The following is a 17,156-nucleotide window of genomic DNA, read 5'->3' on the forward strand; positions in this document are numbered from 1 at the left end:
ATCACCTACCCCCCGGCCAACACGTCAGTTCATCGAACGATCACACGAACGAGCGATCCCCAACCGTGAGTAAAGGGACTTAACGTCCTCTGAGAGGACCCGCAAGCGGGCTCCCCGGTCCTACGCCGAGCTGCCTACATCGACGCCGCAGGCGGAGGACCTCGCCAGGCAGTTGAAGGCCCAGGGGTACCGCTTCGTCGGCCCGACGAGCGTGTACGCGTTCATGCAGAACGTGGGTGTGATCAACGACCATCTCCACGGCTGCTTCCGCGCAGCTGACTACCAACCCGCGCATCGGAGCGAGTGAAAGCCTGCCTCCGTCAAGAGCGACGGCCACGCGGCCGACGCCAGTGGGGCAGGGGGCCCGAGACGGCATCCGTGGCGCTCGGGCGCAGGTCGACCCCGGTAGTAGCCCCGCTCGTCGAGTTGGCGACCGTGAGGAGCGAGAGTGTGGCCAAGGGGACGCCCACCGGGCCGAAGTAGGTGCCGAGCAGCTTCGTGGCGAACGCCGCGGCACCCACCAGCAGAGTCAGCGCAAGTGCCAGGGGCAGCAGGGGTGCGGGCACCGCGCCCAGGACAGGGCCGACCAGCGTTGCAGCCAACGCCGGCAGCGACGCGAAGCCAGCTATCAGGGCGAAGCGGTGCCGCAGGGCAGAGGCGGGGCTGTTGCCGACCGAGGGCCACGGGGGTCTGGGGGCTTGCCCGCGGCCCAACCACTCGGTCGATCAGCCCTGACGTGCCTTGAACCGCGGGTCCCTCCTGTTCATGCAGATGGAGCTCGTGGGCGGCGGCTTGGCTCGTTGGCGTCGTCCCTGCGCACGCGAGGCGCCGCAGGGTCGGATGGTGAGCTCCCTACGCCCGCGGGGCCGTGCAGAGCGCTCCGCCTGGCGGCCGTTGTGCGGTCGCCGACGGGGACAGAATGTAGCGGGCGGTGTCCGCAAGCGGCTGCGGGAGAAGCCGAGATCACGCCCGTCATTGATGAGGGAAATCGTGCACCTGCTGGCGGGCGGGGCTGCCTGAGCTGTCCAGCGGGCCTGCGCGGAGAGACGATAGAGGGCACCGAGACGGAAGGCGAGGTCGAGCGACGGGGCCGGATCGGACGAGGCCGCCAGTATCGGGCGGGCGGAAGGAAGGCCGGGAATGAGCGCCTCCGATGCGGGCCAGCCCCTGGTCGGCAGGGTGCGGGCTGCGGCGTCCGAGCCCGGTGGCCTGCTGGACCTGCTGGGTGTGGCCGCATCGGTGTTGGACGCGGATGGGCGGGTCGTCCTGTGGAGCCCGCAGGCTCAGGATCTCTTCGGCTGGAGGGCCGAGGAGGCGCTTGGCCGGTACGCGGCCAAGCTGCTGGTCGCCGAAGAGAACCGGGGTCTGATTCTCGAGCTGTTCGCCGAGGTGATGGGTGGCGGCGGGCGTTGGGCGGGGGTGTTCCCGGTGCGGCACAAGGACGGCAGCACCCGGCTGGTGGAGTTCCGCAACATGCGGTTGCAGGACGAGCGCGGCCGCCTCTATGCCTTGGGGATCGCCACCGACGAGGCCACGCTACGTGGCGTCGAGCGCGATCTGGCCCTGTCGGCGCGGCTGGTGGCCCAGTCCCCGATCGGGGTGGCGGTGCTGGACACCGACTTGAGGTACGTCCTGGTCAACCCGACACTGGAGCGCATCAACGGCCTGCCGGCCGAGCAGCACCTCGGTCGCGATGTCCGCGACGCGCTGCCGTTCCTCGACACCGGGGTCGTCGAGTCCGCGATGCGCCGGGTACTGGCAAGCGGGAAGCCGCTGGTGGATCAGTTGACGGTCGGCCGCACGCGTGCCGATCCGGACAGCGACCACGCCTGGCGAGCGTCGTACTTCCGGCTGGAGGACTCAGCCGGGCGGGTGATGGGCCTGGCCGTCTCGGTGGTGGACGTCACCGAGCAGCACCGCGCGGCCGCCGAGGCCGCCCGCGCCCGCCAGAGACTGGCACTGATCGCCCAGGCGTCCATAAGGATCGGCACCACCCTCGACCTCGGCCGGACCGCCCAGGAACTGGCCGACTTCGTCATTCCCGATCTCGCCGACGTCGCCGCGGTCGACGTTCTCGACTCGGTCCTGTGCGGACGCCCGCCCGCACACGGGCCGGTCGCGGGGCCGGTGACCCTGCGGGCCCTGGCCGTGGCGGCGGCCTACCCCTCCGACGCCTTGCGCGCCGCCGATCCGGTCGGGGAGATCGCCAAGTACGACGCCGACCGCCTGGTCACCCGGTGCGTGACCACCGGCCGTCCAGTGCTCGTGGCCCGCGTGACGGGCGAGGACCTGCCTGGCATCGCCCGAGACGGCGAGGCCGCGGCCGTGCTGGCCCGAGCAGGCCTGCACTCCTACCTGGCGGTGCCGCTGATCGCCCGCGGCGAAGAGCTCGGCGCCCTGGACCTCAAGCGCGTGCACGATCCGCTGCCGTTCGGCGAGGACGACATCGTGCTGGCCGAGGAGCTTGCCGCCCGCGCCGCCGTGTGCATCGACAACGCCCGCTGGTACCAGAGTCAACGCAACACGGCACTGACCCTGCAGCGCCACCTGCTGCCGCACGTGCCCACGCGGCCCGTCGGTCTCCAGGTCGCCTCCCGGTACCAGCCCGCGGGACGCGCCGCGCTGGCCGGCGGCGACTGGTTCGACGCCATCACGCTGGCCGGCGACAAGACCGCCCTGGTCGTCGGCGACGTGATGGGCCATGACATCAACGCCGCCGCCAGGATGGGCCAGCTGCGCACCGCCACCCGCACTCTGGCCGACCTCGACCTCGCCCCCGCTCAGGTGCTGCACCACCTCGACCGCGTCACCGTCGAACTCGACGAGACCACCGTCACCTGCGTCTATGCCGTCTACGACCCGCACCACAGGCGGTGCCGCATCGCGCTGGCCGGCCATCCGCCCCCCGTGCTGGACCGCCCCGGGCGGGCCCCGGTGCTGCTGGAGCTGCCCCCGGGCGCGCCGCTGGGCGTCGGAGGCGTCCCGTTCCAGTCCGCCTGCGTGGAGCTGGCGCCCGGTGACCGGCTGCTGCTGTACACCGATGGCCTGGTGGAGACCCGTGACCAGGCCATCGACACGCGCCTCGATGCCCTCATCGGCCTGCTCCGCGGGCCCAGGCTCCCGCTGGAAGCAACCTGCGACCGTCTGCTGACCGCCCTGCGGCGGGCGGACGACGACGATGACGACGTGGCCCTGCTCATCGCCGAGGTCGACTCGGCGCCGGGTCCAGTCGGATCAGGGTCTGCCGCTCCGGTCGCACCGAAGGCGTTCGGCGTGTGATTCGGCGTGTGAGCGGTGGGGAACGCGCCGGCACGGGAGCCGCTCGCTGCGGTGGGAGAGCATGCCGTCATGGACATCGAATCGCTTGTACGCACCCGCCGCGCCTTGCACGCGGTCGCGGAGCTGGTCCTGGCCGGACCGCAGTTCCGAACCAGTGGCACGATCAGGCTGCGCGCCTCCCTCGGAGGTTTCGCCACCAGAGCCGAGCCGAACATGCAGGTCGTCGGTGCGGATCTGGTGGCGTCCGGACAGCGCCTCTTCCTGGAACGGACCACCTGCGCCGCGCTGGCGGCTGCGATCGGGGTCACGGTCGGTGCACCCGCGGGGCTGTACCAGGGCGGATCCGGTGTCGGCCCCGAGGACGTGATCGAAGCCGATCCGCAGCCGGCGCACTGGATCGCGCAAGGCTTCGCGGTCGGCGACGCCGCACTGCGCCGGATGTTTCCCGGGGCGGATCCGGTCATCTGGCCCGAGCACCCCGACATCGGCGTGACCGTGGCCGCGGTCAACTACGGGGTCTCCCAGGGCGACGACTTCCAGGCTGAGCCGTATGCCTACGTCGGCCCGCACACCCGGCAGCAGGGGAAGTACTGGAACGCGCCGTTCGGCGCGGTGGCCACGGTCCGCGAGCTCGGCGGCGTGGACGGCGTGCTGGCCTTCTTCGAGCAGGGCCGTCAGCTGGTCGATTGATCATCACTGACGGCCGCCGCGCCGGCCTCTCCTGGAAATCTCGGCAGTCGGCCAGCAGCTCGATGATCGGAGCGAACGCTGCCATGTCGCGCTCCTGAACGCAGGCATAGGAGATGCCGCAGCACTCCCAGCGTGCCAGCACCGGCGTCCGCGATCTCCGCGGGAGTGGCGACCAGCAGGTAGGGACCTGGGAGCCGTCAACTAACTACTGCCTGATTTGATGTTGCTCTCGTGGTCAGTGATCGCGTTCTGGAGGGCCTCGATCGTGCGGGGTGGGCGGGTCCGCCGGGGAGGGGCGAGGGCTGCGGCGATGTCCGGGGCGGCGAAGGCGAGCAGTGGCCTGGTGCGGTGTGCGTGGTAGTTCAGGCTCGTGGGTACTCGGCCGAGCAGTTGGGCGGCCAGGGTCAAGGTGACGGTGTTGCGGTGGTGCAGGACGGCGACCAGCACGCGGTGGCGGTGGTCGAGGAAGCCGACCCCGGGGTTGTATCCGCGCCGGTTGATGCCCTTCCTCTTCTCGCGCTCGGCCTCGGCCAGCACCCGGCGGAAGGGCTCGAGTTCCTCCACGAGCCGGTCGAACTGCTCGCGGGACATGCCGGTCAGGGCCGGATGCGTGAGCAGAAAGGTGGCCTCGGCCGGGATCGAGGGTGCCTTCGCCTGCTCCGGCTCGACTGACGGTGCCTGTTGGGGGTCGTGTGGGGCGAGGGTGTAGTTCCACTCCCCGTGGAAGTCGTCGCGTTCGACACGCTGCAGGATCGCCGTGCGCTCGGCTTTGGTGAGCGTCCGACCGGTGGGGTAGGCGTTCTCATCGAGGACGGCCTGGAGGTCAGCCCGGTGCTGGTGCGGGTGGCCGAGATGGTCTGCAGCAGCACTTCGTAGCTGGTCAGCGGCTGACCGCGCAGGCTGTGGGTGATCCGGGAGAACAGCCGGTGTTCGACCTTGTTCCATTTCGAAGTCGCCGGCGGAAAGTGCATGACCGTGACGCTCAGCCCGCACTCGTCGGCGAAGGCTGCCAGATCTGTCTTGAACAGGTGGGAGTCCGCCGAGTTCGCTCCTCCGGAGTCGGCGGTGACCAGCAGGCGGGTGGCGCCGGGGTAGTCGAGGCGCCCCTGGCGATTCCACCAGCGGCGCAGGGACTCCACCGCGAAGGCCGCGGTGTTGCGGTCGGCGCCCACGTTGACCCAGCCGATGTCACGTCCCAGGTCGTAGGCGCCGTAGGGAATGGCTATCAGGGTGTCCGGGTCCAGGAAGTCGTGGTCCGGGGCGGTGATCGGCCGGCCCTTGGGGCGGTAGGTGCGGCCCGCCCGGGCGAAGTCGCCGATCGGCTCCTTCTTCTTCGCGTCCACGCTCACCACCGGCAAGCCCTGAGTCAGGAACTCCTCGACCCTGGTGTTGATGTGCCGGAACTGGGCGTCACGGTCAGGGACTTGGCTCCCAGCACGAGTCTTGACCATGCCCTGGAGGCTGAAGCCCATCGAGCGCAGCAGCTTGCCCACGGCCGTGGCGCTGACCGGATGGCCCGCAGTGGTCAACTCCCGTGCCAGGTCACGCAACGAGGCTGTGGTCCAACGCAGTGGGGAGACCGGGTCGCCGATCTCCTGCGGCTCGATCAGGGCCTCGAGTGCCGGCACCAGGCCAGGGTCACGGCGGCCGGCCTGCGTCCGCCGCCGGGGCGGCGAACCCGTCCCAGCACCGGCGCACCGCCGGCGAGCTCGTCGCGTCCCCGCGCAATGGTCGACTCGGACACTTCTGCCAGCCGGGCCACCGCCGCGACTCCGCCATGGCCCAGCGCCTCGGCCTCGGAAGCCAGATACAAGCGGCGCTGCCGCTCGTCCAGGTGCGGCAGCATCGCCGCCAACTTCGCATCCAGTGCTGCCAGAGTTACTTCCGTCATCCCCACGGAATCCATCTACCACGTCACAGGCCGGAGCAGGGCCGAATCAGGCAGTAGTTAGTTGACGGCTCCCTGAAGGATCCGCTCCGCCGTGAAATACGGGATGCGGCGGCGCATAGTGCTGTGACCGCATAGGTTCACCGGGTTGCTGCGTGCTTGTCGAGGGCGGCTCAGCGATCGACATCGGAGACTGGTCCGACCTTGGTGATAACTCCGGTCCACCAGTCCGGTCGATCGGTGGGCTGCCACGAGACTTCCAGCTGTCGGTGGGTCAGCTCTTCGGCCCTGCGGTGGAGTGCAGCCTGTGCCGTCTCGGGCTCGCATGAGGGCGCGGGATGATCGAGAGCGCCGTCGGCGGTGCCGCCAGGTGCTTCGAAGTAGATGGCGAACCGCCACCGGTCTGGCGTGCGGTAGAGCACGAGGGTCTTCGGAGTCCCGAACGTGCGCCAGTACGGCTTCCTGCTGCTTCCCATGGAGGAAGTATCGGCGGCAACTGGTCAGGCAGCGGTAGCCAGTGCTCGTCCGCCCCAGCGCATGCCCTTCTCGCTGCGGATGCGGGCACGTTCGCGGCGCTGGGCGGTGAGAACGTCGGGGTGGCGGGCGTTGGCGTTGCGCCAACGGAGGTAGGCGTGCAGCGCGCGGGTCTGGACGGTGTGGTTGGGGTGGTTCGAGTTCGCCAGCGTGAACTGCCGCAGCGGTCCGAAATGCGCCTCGATCGGGTTCGCCCAGGAGGCATTGGTCGGGGTGAAGCACAGGTGGACGTTGTTGTTGCGGGCCCAGCAGCGGATCTTCTTGCCGTTGTGGGCGGACAGGTTGTCCAGGATCACGTAGACCGGGGCACCGTCCGGGCGGGCAGCCCGGATCGATCGGAGCGCGGCGAGACTGTTGATGGTGCCTTTGCGACGGCGGTTGACGCCCCACAAGGTGTCATCGCCTATCGAGTAGCAGCCGTGAAAGTAGGTCACGCCGTGGGTGCGGTGGTAAGTCGCCGGAAGGCGGTCGGGCCGACCCTCGTTGGCCCGGCAGGAGCCTGCGGTGGGGCGGATACCGAGGGGGCCGAACTCGTCGAACGCGAACGTGCGATCGGGGAAGCGTTCCAGGATGTGCTCGATCCGGTCGAGCTTGGCGTCCCGGTCTGGGTCGGTGGACTCCTTCCACGTCTTGGTGCGCTGGAAGGTGACGCCGCGTCGGGCGAGCAGGCAGCGCAGGGCCTCACGGCCGATGCGGATCACCCGGCCGTGGACCTTGCGCAGGTAGGCGGCGAGCTCGCGGATCGACCAGCGGGTGAAGGGCTGCCCGAGCTTGGCCGGGCGGGTGGTGGCCGTCTGGACGACGAAGTCCTCGTCGTCAGGACTGAGCAGGCGGGGACGGCCTCCCGCCCAGCGAGGGTCCAGGCAGGCCAGACCGATCTCGTTGAAGCGATGGATGACATCGCGCACCGTGTCCTCGTCGGCCGCTACCAGCTGGGCGATGACCGGCACGCGGTTCCCGCCGGCCGACGCCAGGAGCATCATCGCCCGCCGGTAGCGCACCGAACTCGTACTGCCGCGCCGCACAATCCGCTGTAACTGCTGGCCCTCCTGGTCGGTCAGTCTCCGAACCTTGACCGGCTCCGCCACCATGCCTCCCCGAATCTCGGATGTCCCCCACATCCAACCGGTCCGGACGGTGCCACCGCCAACCCGGCGAACCTATGCGGTCAGAGCACTAGCGGAGCGCGTTCGCCAGCGACTGGATCAGGATGCAGGTGAACCCGACGCCCCAGTCGTCGCGGTCGTCGCAGCGCAACTCCCGGTCACTGAAGGCGTCCAGCAAGTCCTCCAGCGGGACGACGATGCCCTCGGCGGCGGGCTCCGCGACGTGCAGCACCTCGATCGCTCCCTCGCGGACGAGCCGGACCAGCGGGGCGAGGTCCGCCGCCACGTACGCCCGCAGCTCCTCGCCCTCCAGCCCGGACGGCAGATCGGCGAGGATCCCGAACGGTCCGGTCAGCCAGCCGCTCGCTTCCATCGCACACACCCAGACCCGCTCCTCGTCCTCCGTCAGGTCCACCTGATGGATGGTGGGCTGGGCGTCCGGAGCATACGCCCGGGCCTCCCAGCGGCGGTGCCCCTCATCGGTCGCCCGCAGGGAAAGGGCCGGCAAACCGGACCACTCGTCCCACGGCCACACCCACGTCTGCGGGTCGGCGACCAGCTGCTCCAGTTCCGTGCCCGTCACCTCCGGGCTGTCCTTCTGGACGAACCTGGTATCGAGGGCCCGGCGCACCGTCAACCACCCGCCCGCGACCAACCGGAGCACCGCCTGCGCCAGCTCCGGCACCCGCTGCGGCTGCTCCTCCGGCGAGCCCGCCCAGCGCAGCACGGCCGTGACGTGCCGCGCGCTGCCGCGCGGGGAAAGGTCGGCGACAGCGCGCCGGACCAGCACCTGCTCGGTGACAGTCAGTTCATCCCAAGTCTCCACGGCAGGCGATCCTGGCACACTTACCCGCTCCGACCCGCAGGGTTTTCGCCCGGAGGGCGGCCCGGACGGCGGGGTGTGGCAGGGGCGAGGACGGCGGCCGGACGACCGACCGCCACCACGCTTGATGACACGCGCGAGGCACCCTGACCGGCCCGGCGAGGACGGCACCGAGCCGGACCGGGGCCAGGCGGCCAGGACGGCGGCGAGCAGGACACCGACGACACCGAGCAGGGCGTCGACGAGCGGCCCCCGGACAGCGGCGAGCGACGGCGACGACCACCCCGGCGCCCCGACCGCTACCGACCCGGCCCAGCCCAGCCCAGCCCAATGACCGGCAGAAACCGAACACCGACCCCCACCACCACCCCACACCCGGCCATTCCAACCCGAATTCAGAACACCACCGGAAAACCCACCAGCAAAACCAAAGACGAGAAATCCACGCCCGATCACCGGGCGAAACACCCATCAACCCGCCGAGCACCCCCACACCACCCCCGACCCCACCCACCACCACACACAGTCACCACACCCCATCCCCACCAACCCCCACCACCACCCCCAACAGGCCCAACCAAAGGACCAGACAACCCGCGATTCAAGCCCACCACCCCCACAACCACCAACAGGTCACACCCTCCGGCTCGTATGGGTGAAGAGGGTCCGCCACGCGCGAACACGGCAGCCACACCAGTGGAAGAGCGATGGGATGAGGCAGTGCTCCGCCACCCTGGCGGGAACACCACTCAGAGACGGGAGACCAGCGTGATCACGCGCATCATGGGCGAAGGCCAATTCAAGCTCGCCGACAGCCACTTCCCCGAGCTCAACCAGCTCGACGACGAGCTCCTGGAAGAGATGGAAAGCGGCGACGAAGAGGGGTTCCGGAAGGCCCTGGGAACCCTCCTGGACGCCGTCCGCCGCCTGGGCACCCCCCTGCCCGACGACGCCCTCGAACCCTCCGAACTGATCCTCCCCGCACCCGACGCCAGCCTCGACGAAGTCCGCCAGATGCTCAGCGACGACGGCCTCATCCCCGGCTGAACCCCACCCTGCTCGGCCCCCGAACGCGCCACTCGAGGGCCGAGCCCACCCCCAACACCGCACGTCACACCCTGCGATCCCTGGGCGGGTAGAGCTTCGCGTGGAGCACCCGCACCTCCCACCCCACGGATCATCAGGGGCGGAAACCAGCGCGGCGACCTGCTCGCGCTTGGTCGGAGCGGGCAGCACCAGCCGACCCGGATCCTTCTCGGCGCGGTCCCGCTCGCACTGCGGGCACTCCAGCCGATCCGGTCCAGCCTCCTCCCCAGCTCCAGCACCGAGCCTTCCTTCCCGCCGATCGAGCCCCGGCACGTCCAACACGGGCGCAGCAACGCGTTCGCGGCTCGGGCGGCTTCCAGCTGCTCTTCGGCCTCCCGTTCCAGCCCCTCGGTGTGTTCCTGGTGGCAGGGCCGGCAGCGGCCGCCGGGTCGGCGGGTCCACTGGCCGCCCCCGTACTCATAGGTGCTCTCCTCTTCGGGGACGTCGCCGCAGTCCACGCAGGCCAGGGTCCGCATCAGATCGCGGTGCTCCTGGCGGGCCTTCTTCTCCCGGGCCTTCTGGCGCTGGTCGTAGGCGGCGCGGTTGTTCGGGTTCTCCAGCGCGTCGAGCAGGGAGTGCCGTCCGGCGCGGCCGTAGCGCCACCACACCGGCCCGAGCGGGCCGTGCTCGGTCAGCAGCTCGAGGGTGGTGGCGATGATGGGCACGGCGTCGTCGTACTCGCGCCAGCCGTCCTCGTTGTAGTCGCGGACCTCCCTGCGCCACCGGCCGCCCCACGTCTCCACCGATAGGTCGGCGCCGCTTCCTGGCGGTTGGCCAGCGCGACCGCCCCGGCGTCGGTGACGACCAGCGCGACGGGCGGGTGTCGCGGTCGGGTGTGGGTGCCGGGGTAGGCGCGACGCCACCAGTGCACCGTCCGGTCGGCCGGCTCTTTCTCGGCGAGGGCCGGGTCGTTGTCGCGGATCTTGGTGCGGAACAGCTCGCGGTACCGGGAGAACTTCGCGGCGACGTCGGCCGGGGCCATGGTGGAGCGGTCGACCTCGACCATGAGGACCGGCACCCCGATCTCCGGGGCCTGCCACACACCGTCAGGACGCACCTTGCGCCGCCCGCCCGGCAGCAGGAACTCGGTCTCGGTCGACCAGGACCGCACGGTGCCCACCCCGCCCGCGGCCCCGGACGCGCTGCCGCCGCGCACGAACGCGGCGATCGTCTCGTTGACGGCCATCGCGTACTGGGCACCGGAGCGCCCGGCGCCCCGGGCGGTGCCACCCATCTCCGAGCGGACCATCCCGAGCACCGCAGCGGCCGCGTCCAGCCCGGCAGCGCCTTCGAGCCGTCAGGCCTTGTGCCGGTCCCTGGTGTTGCCGTCCGAGGCGACCAGGCCGTGCAGCGCGAGATCGCCCAGCGCCTGCCGAACCGCCTTGTTCGACGCCGCGCCAGGACGCAGCAGGCGCTGGAGCTGGTCGGCAGTGGCGACCTTGAGGACGCCGAGCGCGCCGAGGACGTCGGCGCGCAGCGCAGTGGTCGAGCCGCCCGGTTCGCCGCCGCCTTCCTGATGCCCCGCACCGCCGTCCTGGCCGCGATGCTCCGCAACGCCACACCCGAGCGCATCGCCCTCGCCAAGGACACCTGGGGCGTCCCCGCCACAGCACTCCTGCGCCGCCTCCACGACCTGGACCTGATCCCGGAATGGCCGTTTCGCCATGGCCTCCGGCACCTCACGTACAACGCCGTCAACACCAATCCGCACGCGGCCCCGGAGAACAGCCTTCTGCTGCCCAGGGCCATCGCCCTCCTCCACCACCGAGGACTGCGAGAAGCCGCCGAGCAGACCGCTCTCGCGCTGGGCGAACCGGGACACCAGCCCGCCAGCTGAGAACCCGTCTTTGAGCCGCCGAGCAGCAGGGCTGCTTCTTGACGCGCCTTGGAAAAAAAGTTGTGGGCCGCTGTCGATCCGGTCGCGTCCCGTTCGACGTCATGATGTGCGGCGGCTCGCCGCACGGTGACGCGACAACCCGACGAGGAACCACGTGGATCAACTGCTGAGAGTCATGAACTTCAACGTCTCGAGTGACGGAATCGGTGCCGGTGAGCACCAGAGTCTTGAGAGTCCGTTCGGCCACGACCATCCCGAGAGGCTGTTCGCCTGGGCCGGAGCCACGGCGAGCTGGCCCATGCGCACCGACCCTGGGGGAAGCCGGGGCCTCGACGACTACTTCACGCGAGACTTCGCACACAACATCGGTGCCGAGATCATGGGCCGCAACAAGTTCGGGCCCCAGCGCGGGCCCTGGCAGGACCATGAGTGGCGCGGCTGGTGGGGGGAGGAGCCCCCGTTCCGCACGCCGGTGTTCGTCATGACCCACCACACGCGTCCGTCGTTCACGCTCTCCGACACCACCTTCCACTTCGTCGACGGCGCCCCGGCCGCGGTCCTCGAACAGGCGCGGGAAGCGGCACAGGGCCAGGACGTCCGACTCGGCGGCGGTGTCACCACCATCCGACAGTTCCTCGACGCCGACCTCGTCGACACCATGCACGTGGCGGTCTCACCGGTGAAACTCGGGTCCGGACTACGCCTCTGGGAGTGCCCCGACGAGCTGCTCGACCGGTTCCACCTGGAGGTCGTGCCCAGCCCGAGCGGCGTGACGCACCACCTGTTCTGGCGAAGGTGACGCGAGGACCCACTCGGGTCGGCTGAAACGGCTGGCCAAGCTGACACCTGCAGGCCCCGCCTCGATGGCCGCCGCCCTCACGGGCGGCGGCCATCCCACGAAGCGACGTCGTTTCTCACGCATTCACGGCCCCGCGGACCGCCCATCGACGCTCAAACCGATGGACAAACGGCTGCTGCTTGAAGCTCACAAAACGCGGCCCCGCGGGTCAGGTCAGCTGCTGGTTGCGGGGCGGGTCAGCCCATCACGGTCTCGGCATGGCGCGTGAGCGCGTCCAGGAGCGCGGTCTGCTGGTCGGTCAGCTTCCCGTCGGCGCGGGCCCCGCCTGCTCTCGGCCCCAGGCACGGGTGCTTCGGAGGTCGCGGAGTTGACCGTTACTCGGTCCTGTATGCGGAACCGAGTAACGGTCAGGTGTTCCGGGTCCACAGGTGGCGGTAACGGTCATCCCCTGCTGGTCGCTGCCGGGCTTGGCTATGACTTTGAACCACGCCACCGAGTCCTTCGCGGTGATCGCGCAGTAGGCGGAGCCGACGGTGACTTTGCTGAGCGGCGCGGGGTTGGGCATTCCCTGGCGCATGGCGTTGTCGCGGCACTGGTCCGGACCGGGTTCCTGCGCCGAGGACGTTCCCCAGGCCTTGAGGTTCGGGTAGACCATGGTGACCGAATTGAGGGTGTAGCAGGGCTGCCGGATCGTCAGGTCCGCCGGGGAGTTCACGACACTCATGACGTCATCCGGGTCCAACGCGGCCCCGCGAGCCGGATTGAAGTCCATGATGGCTTGCTGACACATCCCCTCTGGCGGCGGAACGTTGATGGTCGAGTCCCGGTACCGGGCTGTCCATCCCGGTGCATCGGCTTGCGAAGCGGCCGGGGGCTGGGACAAGGGCAGGGACGGGGTCGGGTTGCCGGTCGGGGTTGCCGGGGTGGTCACGGCTGGCTGCGGGGCGGTGGTGGCGAGGCCGGAGGGAGCCGGCTGTCCGGTAGGTGGGGCGGCCTGAACGGTACTGGGCGTACCCATGCCGTGAAGAAGCAGGGTGATCCAGATTCCCGCCGCGCCGAGCAGGCCGAGCAGCACGCCGATCAGGATCCACGGAGCCCGCCTGGAAGCCGTCGCGGACCCGGGCCAGGTGGTGCGGCCCGTTTCGTGCTGGGGGAACCGTGCCGTGGGGGTGGCCGGCACGGGCTGCGGCCACCACGGAGGCACCTGTTCCCGGGCGGGAACCCGCAGGTCAGGGTCGTCGAGAAACCTGAGTTCTCGAGGCAGCAGTTGCTCTGCCTGCGCGGCCTGTGCCCGGATCAGGTGCCGTTCGGCCCCGAGACGCTCGGCCACCAGTTCCGCGGTGCGCAGTCGTTGGTGGGCTGCGGTCGGCGTCGTCTGCCCGGACCGGTGCAGCCGCTCGAGATGGCTTTTCAATATCCAGATCTCGTAGTAGGCGTGGGACAGCGCGGCGTCTTTGCCCAGGCCTTGTCTCACCAGGTCGAAGATCTCGCGTAACTCGGCGTTGTTGCTCACCTCCATCACGGCGCCGTACAGGCTGAGGGTGATTTCGCGGACGTCGAACGTCAGCGGTCCGCCGGCGGCTTTCTCCACATCGGTCATCAGGAGTTCCATGAACCGCCACGGCCAGGTGCGCCCGCCGTTGGCGTAGCGGGACGCGGTGGACTTGGGGATCCCGTGCCTCTTGTTGAACTCGGAGCGCGTTTTCATGCCGGCCTGTTGCAGCATCTGCTCGATGTGCGTGTTCAGGGCCCGCTGCGCTTTGGCATGCGGCGTCGCGACGATTTCGCTTCCGGCCGGTTCCTCTCCCTGGACGTCGCTACTGTGGTTTTCCGGTTGCACCGCGTTCCTCCCCATCGGTGGCCCGGGCCAGGCCACGAACCCGGGTTCCCGGTCGGCAACCCGCTGGCGCAGCAGCCTACTTGGGTACACCGAATGTCTCCGGAGCGGTTCCCCTTCCGCAACCGCCCCTCTGGCACCCAGGCTCGGTGAACGTCCCGCCGGTCAGCGCCGGGACGTTCACCGAGCACGTTTCCGGGAGGAATGTTCATGCTGCCCGTGTCCCTGTCGCGAGCCCTGTTCGGGCCCGCTCGCACGACCACCATCCTGGCGAGCGCGATGCTGCTGCTTGTCGTGCTGCTGGCCAGCGCGCCATCCCTGCTCGTGCTCTCCTTCAACAGCACGGGGCCCGCACGTGTCCAGAAACTGGTCGAGCTGATCACCGACTGGACTCGTGTCCTGATCGCCACCGATGGCACCACCCGGCGACCCCACACCCCGCCCCCCACGAAGCGCCGACGGCGCCGGGCCGGCGGCCCGTCCCGCCGCGCCAGGTCCTGATCCGTCTTCGGGCGAGCGGTGCGGTTCACAACGGCGGGATGAAGGAGCACTTTCGTGTACGGGGATCTGGAGACCGACCACGACGTCCTGGTGACGCTCCACCGCTTCGCGCTGGCGACCGCCGAGCAGCTCCACCAGCTGCACGGCGGCGCAGCCGGGATCAAGCAGACCCAGAAGCGCATGGCCCGGCTCCAGCCGAGGGCCTGGCCGAGTTCGTGACCCTGCCGCAGGCCGGCCGGGCGAAGGCCTGGCACCTCACCGCGGCCGGCTCCGCCGTCACCTTCCCCGAAGCCCTGCGCCCGACCTCCCCGGTGTCCGGCTCGGAGAAGCCGACGGTGCGGCACGGACGCGAGCACCTGCTGGACGTCGGCCGGATCCACGCCGCCTTCGTCACCGACGCCCGCACCCACGGCGAGGCCTGCGGCCCACTCGACCTCCTCCCCCACCCGGAACTGCCCGCCGGCGAGGGCGGGGTGTACCGGCCCACCGCCCACCTCGCCTACACCACAGGCCGAGGCGACGACCGGCACCGCCTGCGGGCGTTCATCGAACGCCACCGCCCCGGCACCGGCGACGAACAGACCGCGGCGCAGCCGGCGGCCTGCGCCCGGGTCTGGGAGCAGACCCGGCGAGGACGGTTCAGGTCGGGCATGGGAGCGGCGCTGGCGCTCCTTCCCGCGGCTACTGGTGGTCCTGGCCGGCACGGCGGCCTCCGCGGCGCGTTCGGCGGTGGCGGACCTGCGACTGGCCGCCGAGGAGAACCCGGCCGTCGCCGCGATGCTGGCCGCCGTCCCGGCCGGCGTCGCCCGGATCGAGGACCTGGTCCAGTGCGGACCGGCCGCACCGATCTGGCACCCGCTCGGCGGCCGGGGCGGGCGAGCGTGCGGGTGGACGGAGCTGTAGAAGGAGGCGGAGCGGAGCCGCAGGTGGTCTGCCGCCGGCCGTCCCGTGCCGCTGCGGAGCCAACGGGCCTGGCGGCAAGGCGTCCGGCCCGCTCCCGCGCGACGGCGGCCGGCCCCCGGGCCTCGTCCTCGACCCGGGCCGCCTCCAGCAGCGGGGCCGCCGTGTGGCCGAGGTAGACGACCGGCAGAGGGTCCACCACGACCGCCTCCTGCCCGGGCGGGGCGTCGGCGACTGGCTGGTACAGCGCCTGCGCCGCCGAAGCGCAGGCCCCGACCGTTGCAGTCAGGGCGGCGATCAGCCGGGCATGGCGGCGTCGGCGTGCGGGCAGGTCCAGGCGGGCGGGAGTCGCAGTCACGCACGCACTATGCCGCGCCGCACCTGCCCGCGACTTCCGTTCCCGTGAACATCGTGCGGGTGGTCAGCGCCGGACGTGCCGGTCACCACCAGGAGCAGCAGCGGCCCGCCCGCAACGGGCCGGAGTCGTCCAGCTCGGTGCGGGCGCATGCAGGCTTTAAGGCCGTGAACAGCGGACCGTTCAACTCGCGCATTCCCGCTACACCACCCGTCGGAGCCCGATAGGTTTCTGATTGTGCATCAGGCCTCTATGGCCACGTAGACAGTCATCCGCCGGTCCGAAACACAGGGGCAGTACATGGCCGAACTCGATATCGCGCAGCTGATCACGCCAGCCGCTCAAACCCTTGTCAGTGTAATGATGGGTGACCTCTGGTCCGGCGTCCGTGACCGGTTCGCCAGGCTGCTGTCGCGGCGCTCGGACGATCCCTCCGCCGTCGTCGAGGAGCTCGAGGAATCGCGCCAGCGTCTGGTGGAGGACACTGAATCCGGCGAAACGCGTGACGAGATCGCCGCAGAGTGGCGCAGCAGGATCCGACGAGCACTCACCCAGGACCCCAGCCTCGTTGACGACCTTCGCACGATCCTCAGGGACTGCGCAGAGCACGGCGGGCAAGAGAGCGCCCAGGTCGTCCAGACCGTGAACGCGAGCGGCGGCAGCATCGTGTTCAACCAGGGGTCAGGCTCTCAGCACAATGAGGTGCACGGCAGGTGAGCGCACGCGGTGAAGAGGGCCACGAGATTCACCAGGACGCAGCGGCCGATCGCGGCGGCATCGTGTTCAACCAGGGCGCCGGCGTTCAGAACAACCAGGTCACACAGCACAACTACGGCCCGGGATCAGTAGCGTCGAACGACGTCGAGAGCTGCTTCCGGTACGGCAAGGTCAAGTACGACGCCCGCGAATGGAGCGAGGCAGAGTTCCCGCTGGTCAGCGCGGCCGAAGCGGGCCACGAAGAGTCGATGAGGCTCCTAGTGATGCTGTACAAGCTGACGCAGCGTGAGGCCAAAGCGCGCGAGTGGACGCATGCGCTCGCCAATCTCGGGGATCCGACTGCCTGCGCGAACATGGGCATCCTGATCCGGCGGCAGGCCGAGTTCCGGGAACTTGCCGGGGCACGGAAGTCAGACTGTCGAGAGGAGTTCGAGGAGGCCCTCGACTGGTTCCGGAAGGCTGCCGAGGCGGGCAGCGAGAGCTCCGTGAAGGACGTCGCACAGCTCCTCTACACCCTCGGGCGATACGACGAGGCGATTCCCTACCTGGAGCACGCGATCGAGATCGGAGAACGCGATGGCGACCACGTCTACCCGCTCACATCGAATCTGAAGTCGGCGCGGCGCCAGGTAGCACGGGCCGAGAAGCGGACCCAGGACCAGGCTAGCGAGCAAAAACGTCCCTGGTGGCGGTTCAGTTCATCGGGCTAAGAGGACGTTAAGTCCCTTTACTCACGGTTGGGGATCGCTCGTTCGTGTGATCGTTCGATGAACTGACGTGTTGGCCGGGGGGTAGGTGATGTTG

16 protein-coding genes and 2 pseudogenes are annotated in these 17,156 nt (G+C 70.0%); 11 read left to right on the plus strand and 7 right to left on the minus strand.

Annotated features, from left to right (window positions below; genetic code table 11):
• Positions 1-106: 106 nt before the first annotated feature.
• The 3 genes and pseudogenes from ACZ52R_RS42370 to ACZ52R_RS42380 form a co-directional block, all read left to right on the plus strand.
• A pseudogene (locus tag ACZ52R_RS42370) lies at positions 107-307 on the plus strand (DNA-3-methyladenine glycosylase I); the annotation flags it as partial.
• Between the two features lie 833 nt (positions 308-1,140).
• Positions 1,141-3,279, plus strand: coding sequence for a SpoIIE family protein phosphatase (locus ACZ52R_RS42375; protein ID WP_465755477.1), 2,139 nt, complete (start codon positions 1,141-1,143; stop codon positions 3,277-3,279).
• A 69-nt stretch (positions 3,280-3,348) separates the two neighbouring features.
• Positions 3,349-3,969, plus strand: coding sequence for a hypothetical protein (locus ACZ52R_RS42380; RefSeq protein WP_465755478.1), 621 nt, complete (start codon positions 3,349-3,351; stop codon positions 3,967-3,969).
• 201 nt (positions 3,970-4,170) lie between these two features.
• Here ACZ52R_RS42380 and ACZ52R_RS42385 read toward each other — a convergent pair whose 3' ends face one another.
• The 5 genes and pseudogenes from ACZ52R_RS42385 to ACZ52R_RS42405 all read right to left on the minus strand — a co-directional run bounded on the left by ACZ52R_RS42385 (position 4,171) and on the right by ACZ52R_RS42405 (position 8,323).
• Positions 4,171-4,560, minus strand: coding sequence for a hypothetical protein (locus tag ACZ52R_RS42385; RefSeq protein ID WP_465755484.1), 390 nt, complete (start codon positions 4,558-4,560; stop codon positions 4,171-4,173).
• Positions 4,561-4,659: 99 nt separating this feature from the next.
• A pseudogene (locus tag ACZ52R_RS42390) lies at positions 4,660-5,860 on the minus strand (ISAzo13 family transposase); the annotation flags it as partial.
• A 170-nt stretch (positions 5,861-6,030) separates the two neighbouring features.
• Positions 6,031-6,333, minus strand: a complete 303-nt coding sequence (locus tag ACZ52R_RS42395; RefSeq protein WP_465664712.1) for a hypothetical protein — start codon at positions 6,331-6,333, stop codon at positions 6,031-6,033.
• A 24-nt stretch (positions 6,334-6,357) separates the two neighbouring features.
• Positions 6,358-7,479, minus strand: a complete 1,122-nt coding sequence (locus tag ACZ52R_RS42400; RefSeq protein ID WP_465755483.1) for an IS630 family transposase — start codon at positions 7,477-7,479, stop codon at positions 6,358-6,360.
• Between the two features lie 88 nt (positions 7,480-7,567).
• Positions 7,568-8,323: a hypothetical protein gene (locus ACZ52R_RS42405; protein WP_465755479.1), complete on the minus strand. Its 756-nt coding sequence runs from the start codon at positions 8,321-8,323 to the stop codon at positions 7,568-7,570.
• Between the two features lie 765 nt (positions 8,324-9,088).
• On the opposite strand from ACZ52R_RS42405, the gene pspAA reads away from it, so the two are divergent.
• Positions 9,089-9,367: a PspA-associated protein PspAA gene (gene pspAA / locus ACZ52R_RS42410; RefSeq protein WP_465625198.1), complete on the plus strand. Its 279-nt coding sequence runs from the start codon at positions 9,089-9,091 to the stop codon at positions 9,365-9,367.
• 670 nt (positions 9,368-10,037) lie between these two features.
• On the opposite strand, the gene ACZ52R_RS42415 is transcribed toward pspAA, so the two are convergent.
• Positions 10,038-10,655, minus strand: coding sequence for a replication-relaxation family protein (locus ACZ52R_RS42415; protein ID WP_465755480.1), 618 nt, complete (start codon positions 10,653-10,655; stop codon positions 10,038-10,040).
• 96 nt (positions 10,656-10,751) lie between these two features.
• On the opposite strand from ACZ52R_RS42415, the gene ACZ52R_RS42420 reads away from it, so the two are divergent.
• Together ACZ52R_RS42420 and ACZ52R_RS42425 are read left to right on the plus strand one after the other, a co-directional pair.
• A complete protein-coding gene (locus ACZ52R_RS42420) occupies positions 10,752-11,243 on the plus strand; it encodes an ImmA/IrrE family metallo-endopeptidase (RefSeq protein WP_465625212.1) in 492 nt (163 codons plus the stop codon).
• A 154-nt stretch (positions 11,244-11,397) separates the two neighbouring features.
• Positions 11,398-12,042, plus strand: a complete 645-nt coding sequence (locus tag ACZ52R_RS42425; protein ID WP_465625102.1) for a dihydrofolate reductase family protein — start codon at positions 11,398-11,400, stop codon at positions 12,040-12,042.
• A gap of 298 nt (positions 12,043-12,340) precedes the next feature.
• On the opposite strand, the gene ACZ52R_RS42430 is transcribed toward ACZ52R_RS42425, so the two are convergent.
• Positions 12,341-13,882 (minus strand): hypothetical protein, encoded by a 1,542-nt coding sequence (locus tag ACZ52R_RS42430; protein WP_465755481.1) that lies wholly within the window; start codon positions 13,880-13,882, stop codon positions 12,341-12,343.
• Positions 13,883-14,089: 207 nt separating this feature from the next.
• Between ACZ52R_RS42430 and ACZ52R_RS42435 the strand changes: the two genes are divergently transcribed.
• The 5 genes from ACZ52R_RS42435 to ACZ52R_RS42455 all read left to right on the plus strand — a co-directional run bounded on the left by ACZ52R_RS42435 (position 14,090) and on the right by ACZ52R_RS42455 (position 17,062).
• Positions 14,090-14,380 carry a hypothetical protein gene (locus ACZ52R_RS42435; protein WP_465625106.1) on the plus strand — a complete coding sequence of 97 codons (291 nt, stop codon included), beginning with the start codon at positions 14,090-14,092 and terminating at the stop codon, positions 14,378-14,380.
• A 54-nt stretch (positions 14,381-14,434) separates the two neighbouring features.
• A complete protein-coding gene (locus ACZ52R_RS42440; RefSeq protein WP_465625108.1) occupies positions 14,435-14,599 on the plus strand; it encodes a hypothetical protein in 165 nt (54 codons plus the stop codon).
• A 510-nt stretch (positions 14,600-15,109) separates the two neighbouring features.
• Positions 15,110-15,283: a hypothetical protein gene (locus ACZ52R_RS42445; protein WP_465664709.1), complete on the plus strand. Its 174-nt coding sequence runs from the start codon at positions 15,110-15,112 to the stop codon at positions 15,281-15,283.
• Positions 15,284-15,935: 652 nt separating this feature from the next.
• Entirely contained in the window at positions 15,936-16,352 is a 417-nt protein-coding gene (locus ACZ52R_RS42450) for a hypothetical protein (RefSeq protein ID WP_465664708.1), read from the plus strand.
• Positions 16,349-17,062 carry a tetratricopeptide repeat protein gene (locus tag ACZ52R_RS42455; protein ID WP_465755482.1) on the plus strand — a complete coding sequence of 238 codons (714 nt, stop codon included), beginning with the start codon at positions 16,349-16,351 and terminating at the stop codon, positions 17,060-17,062. Before ACZ52R_RS42450 ends, ACZ52R_RS42455 begins: the two co-directional genes overlap by 4 nt.
• Positions 17,063-17,156 lie beyond the last annotated feature (94 nt).

Source organism: Kitasatospora sp. NPDC034023 (assembly GCF_055575795.1).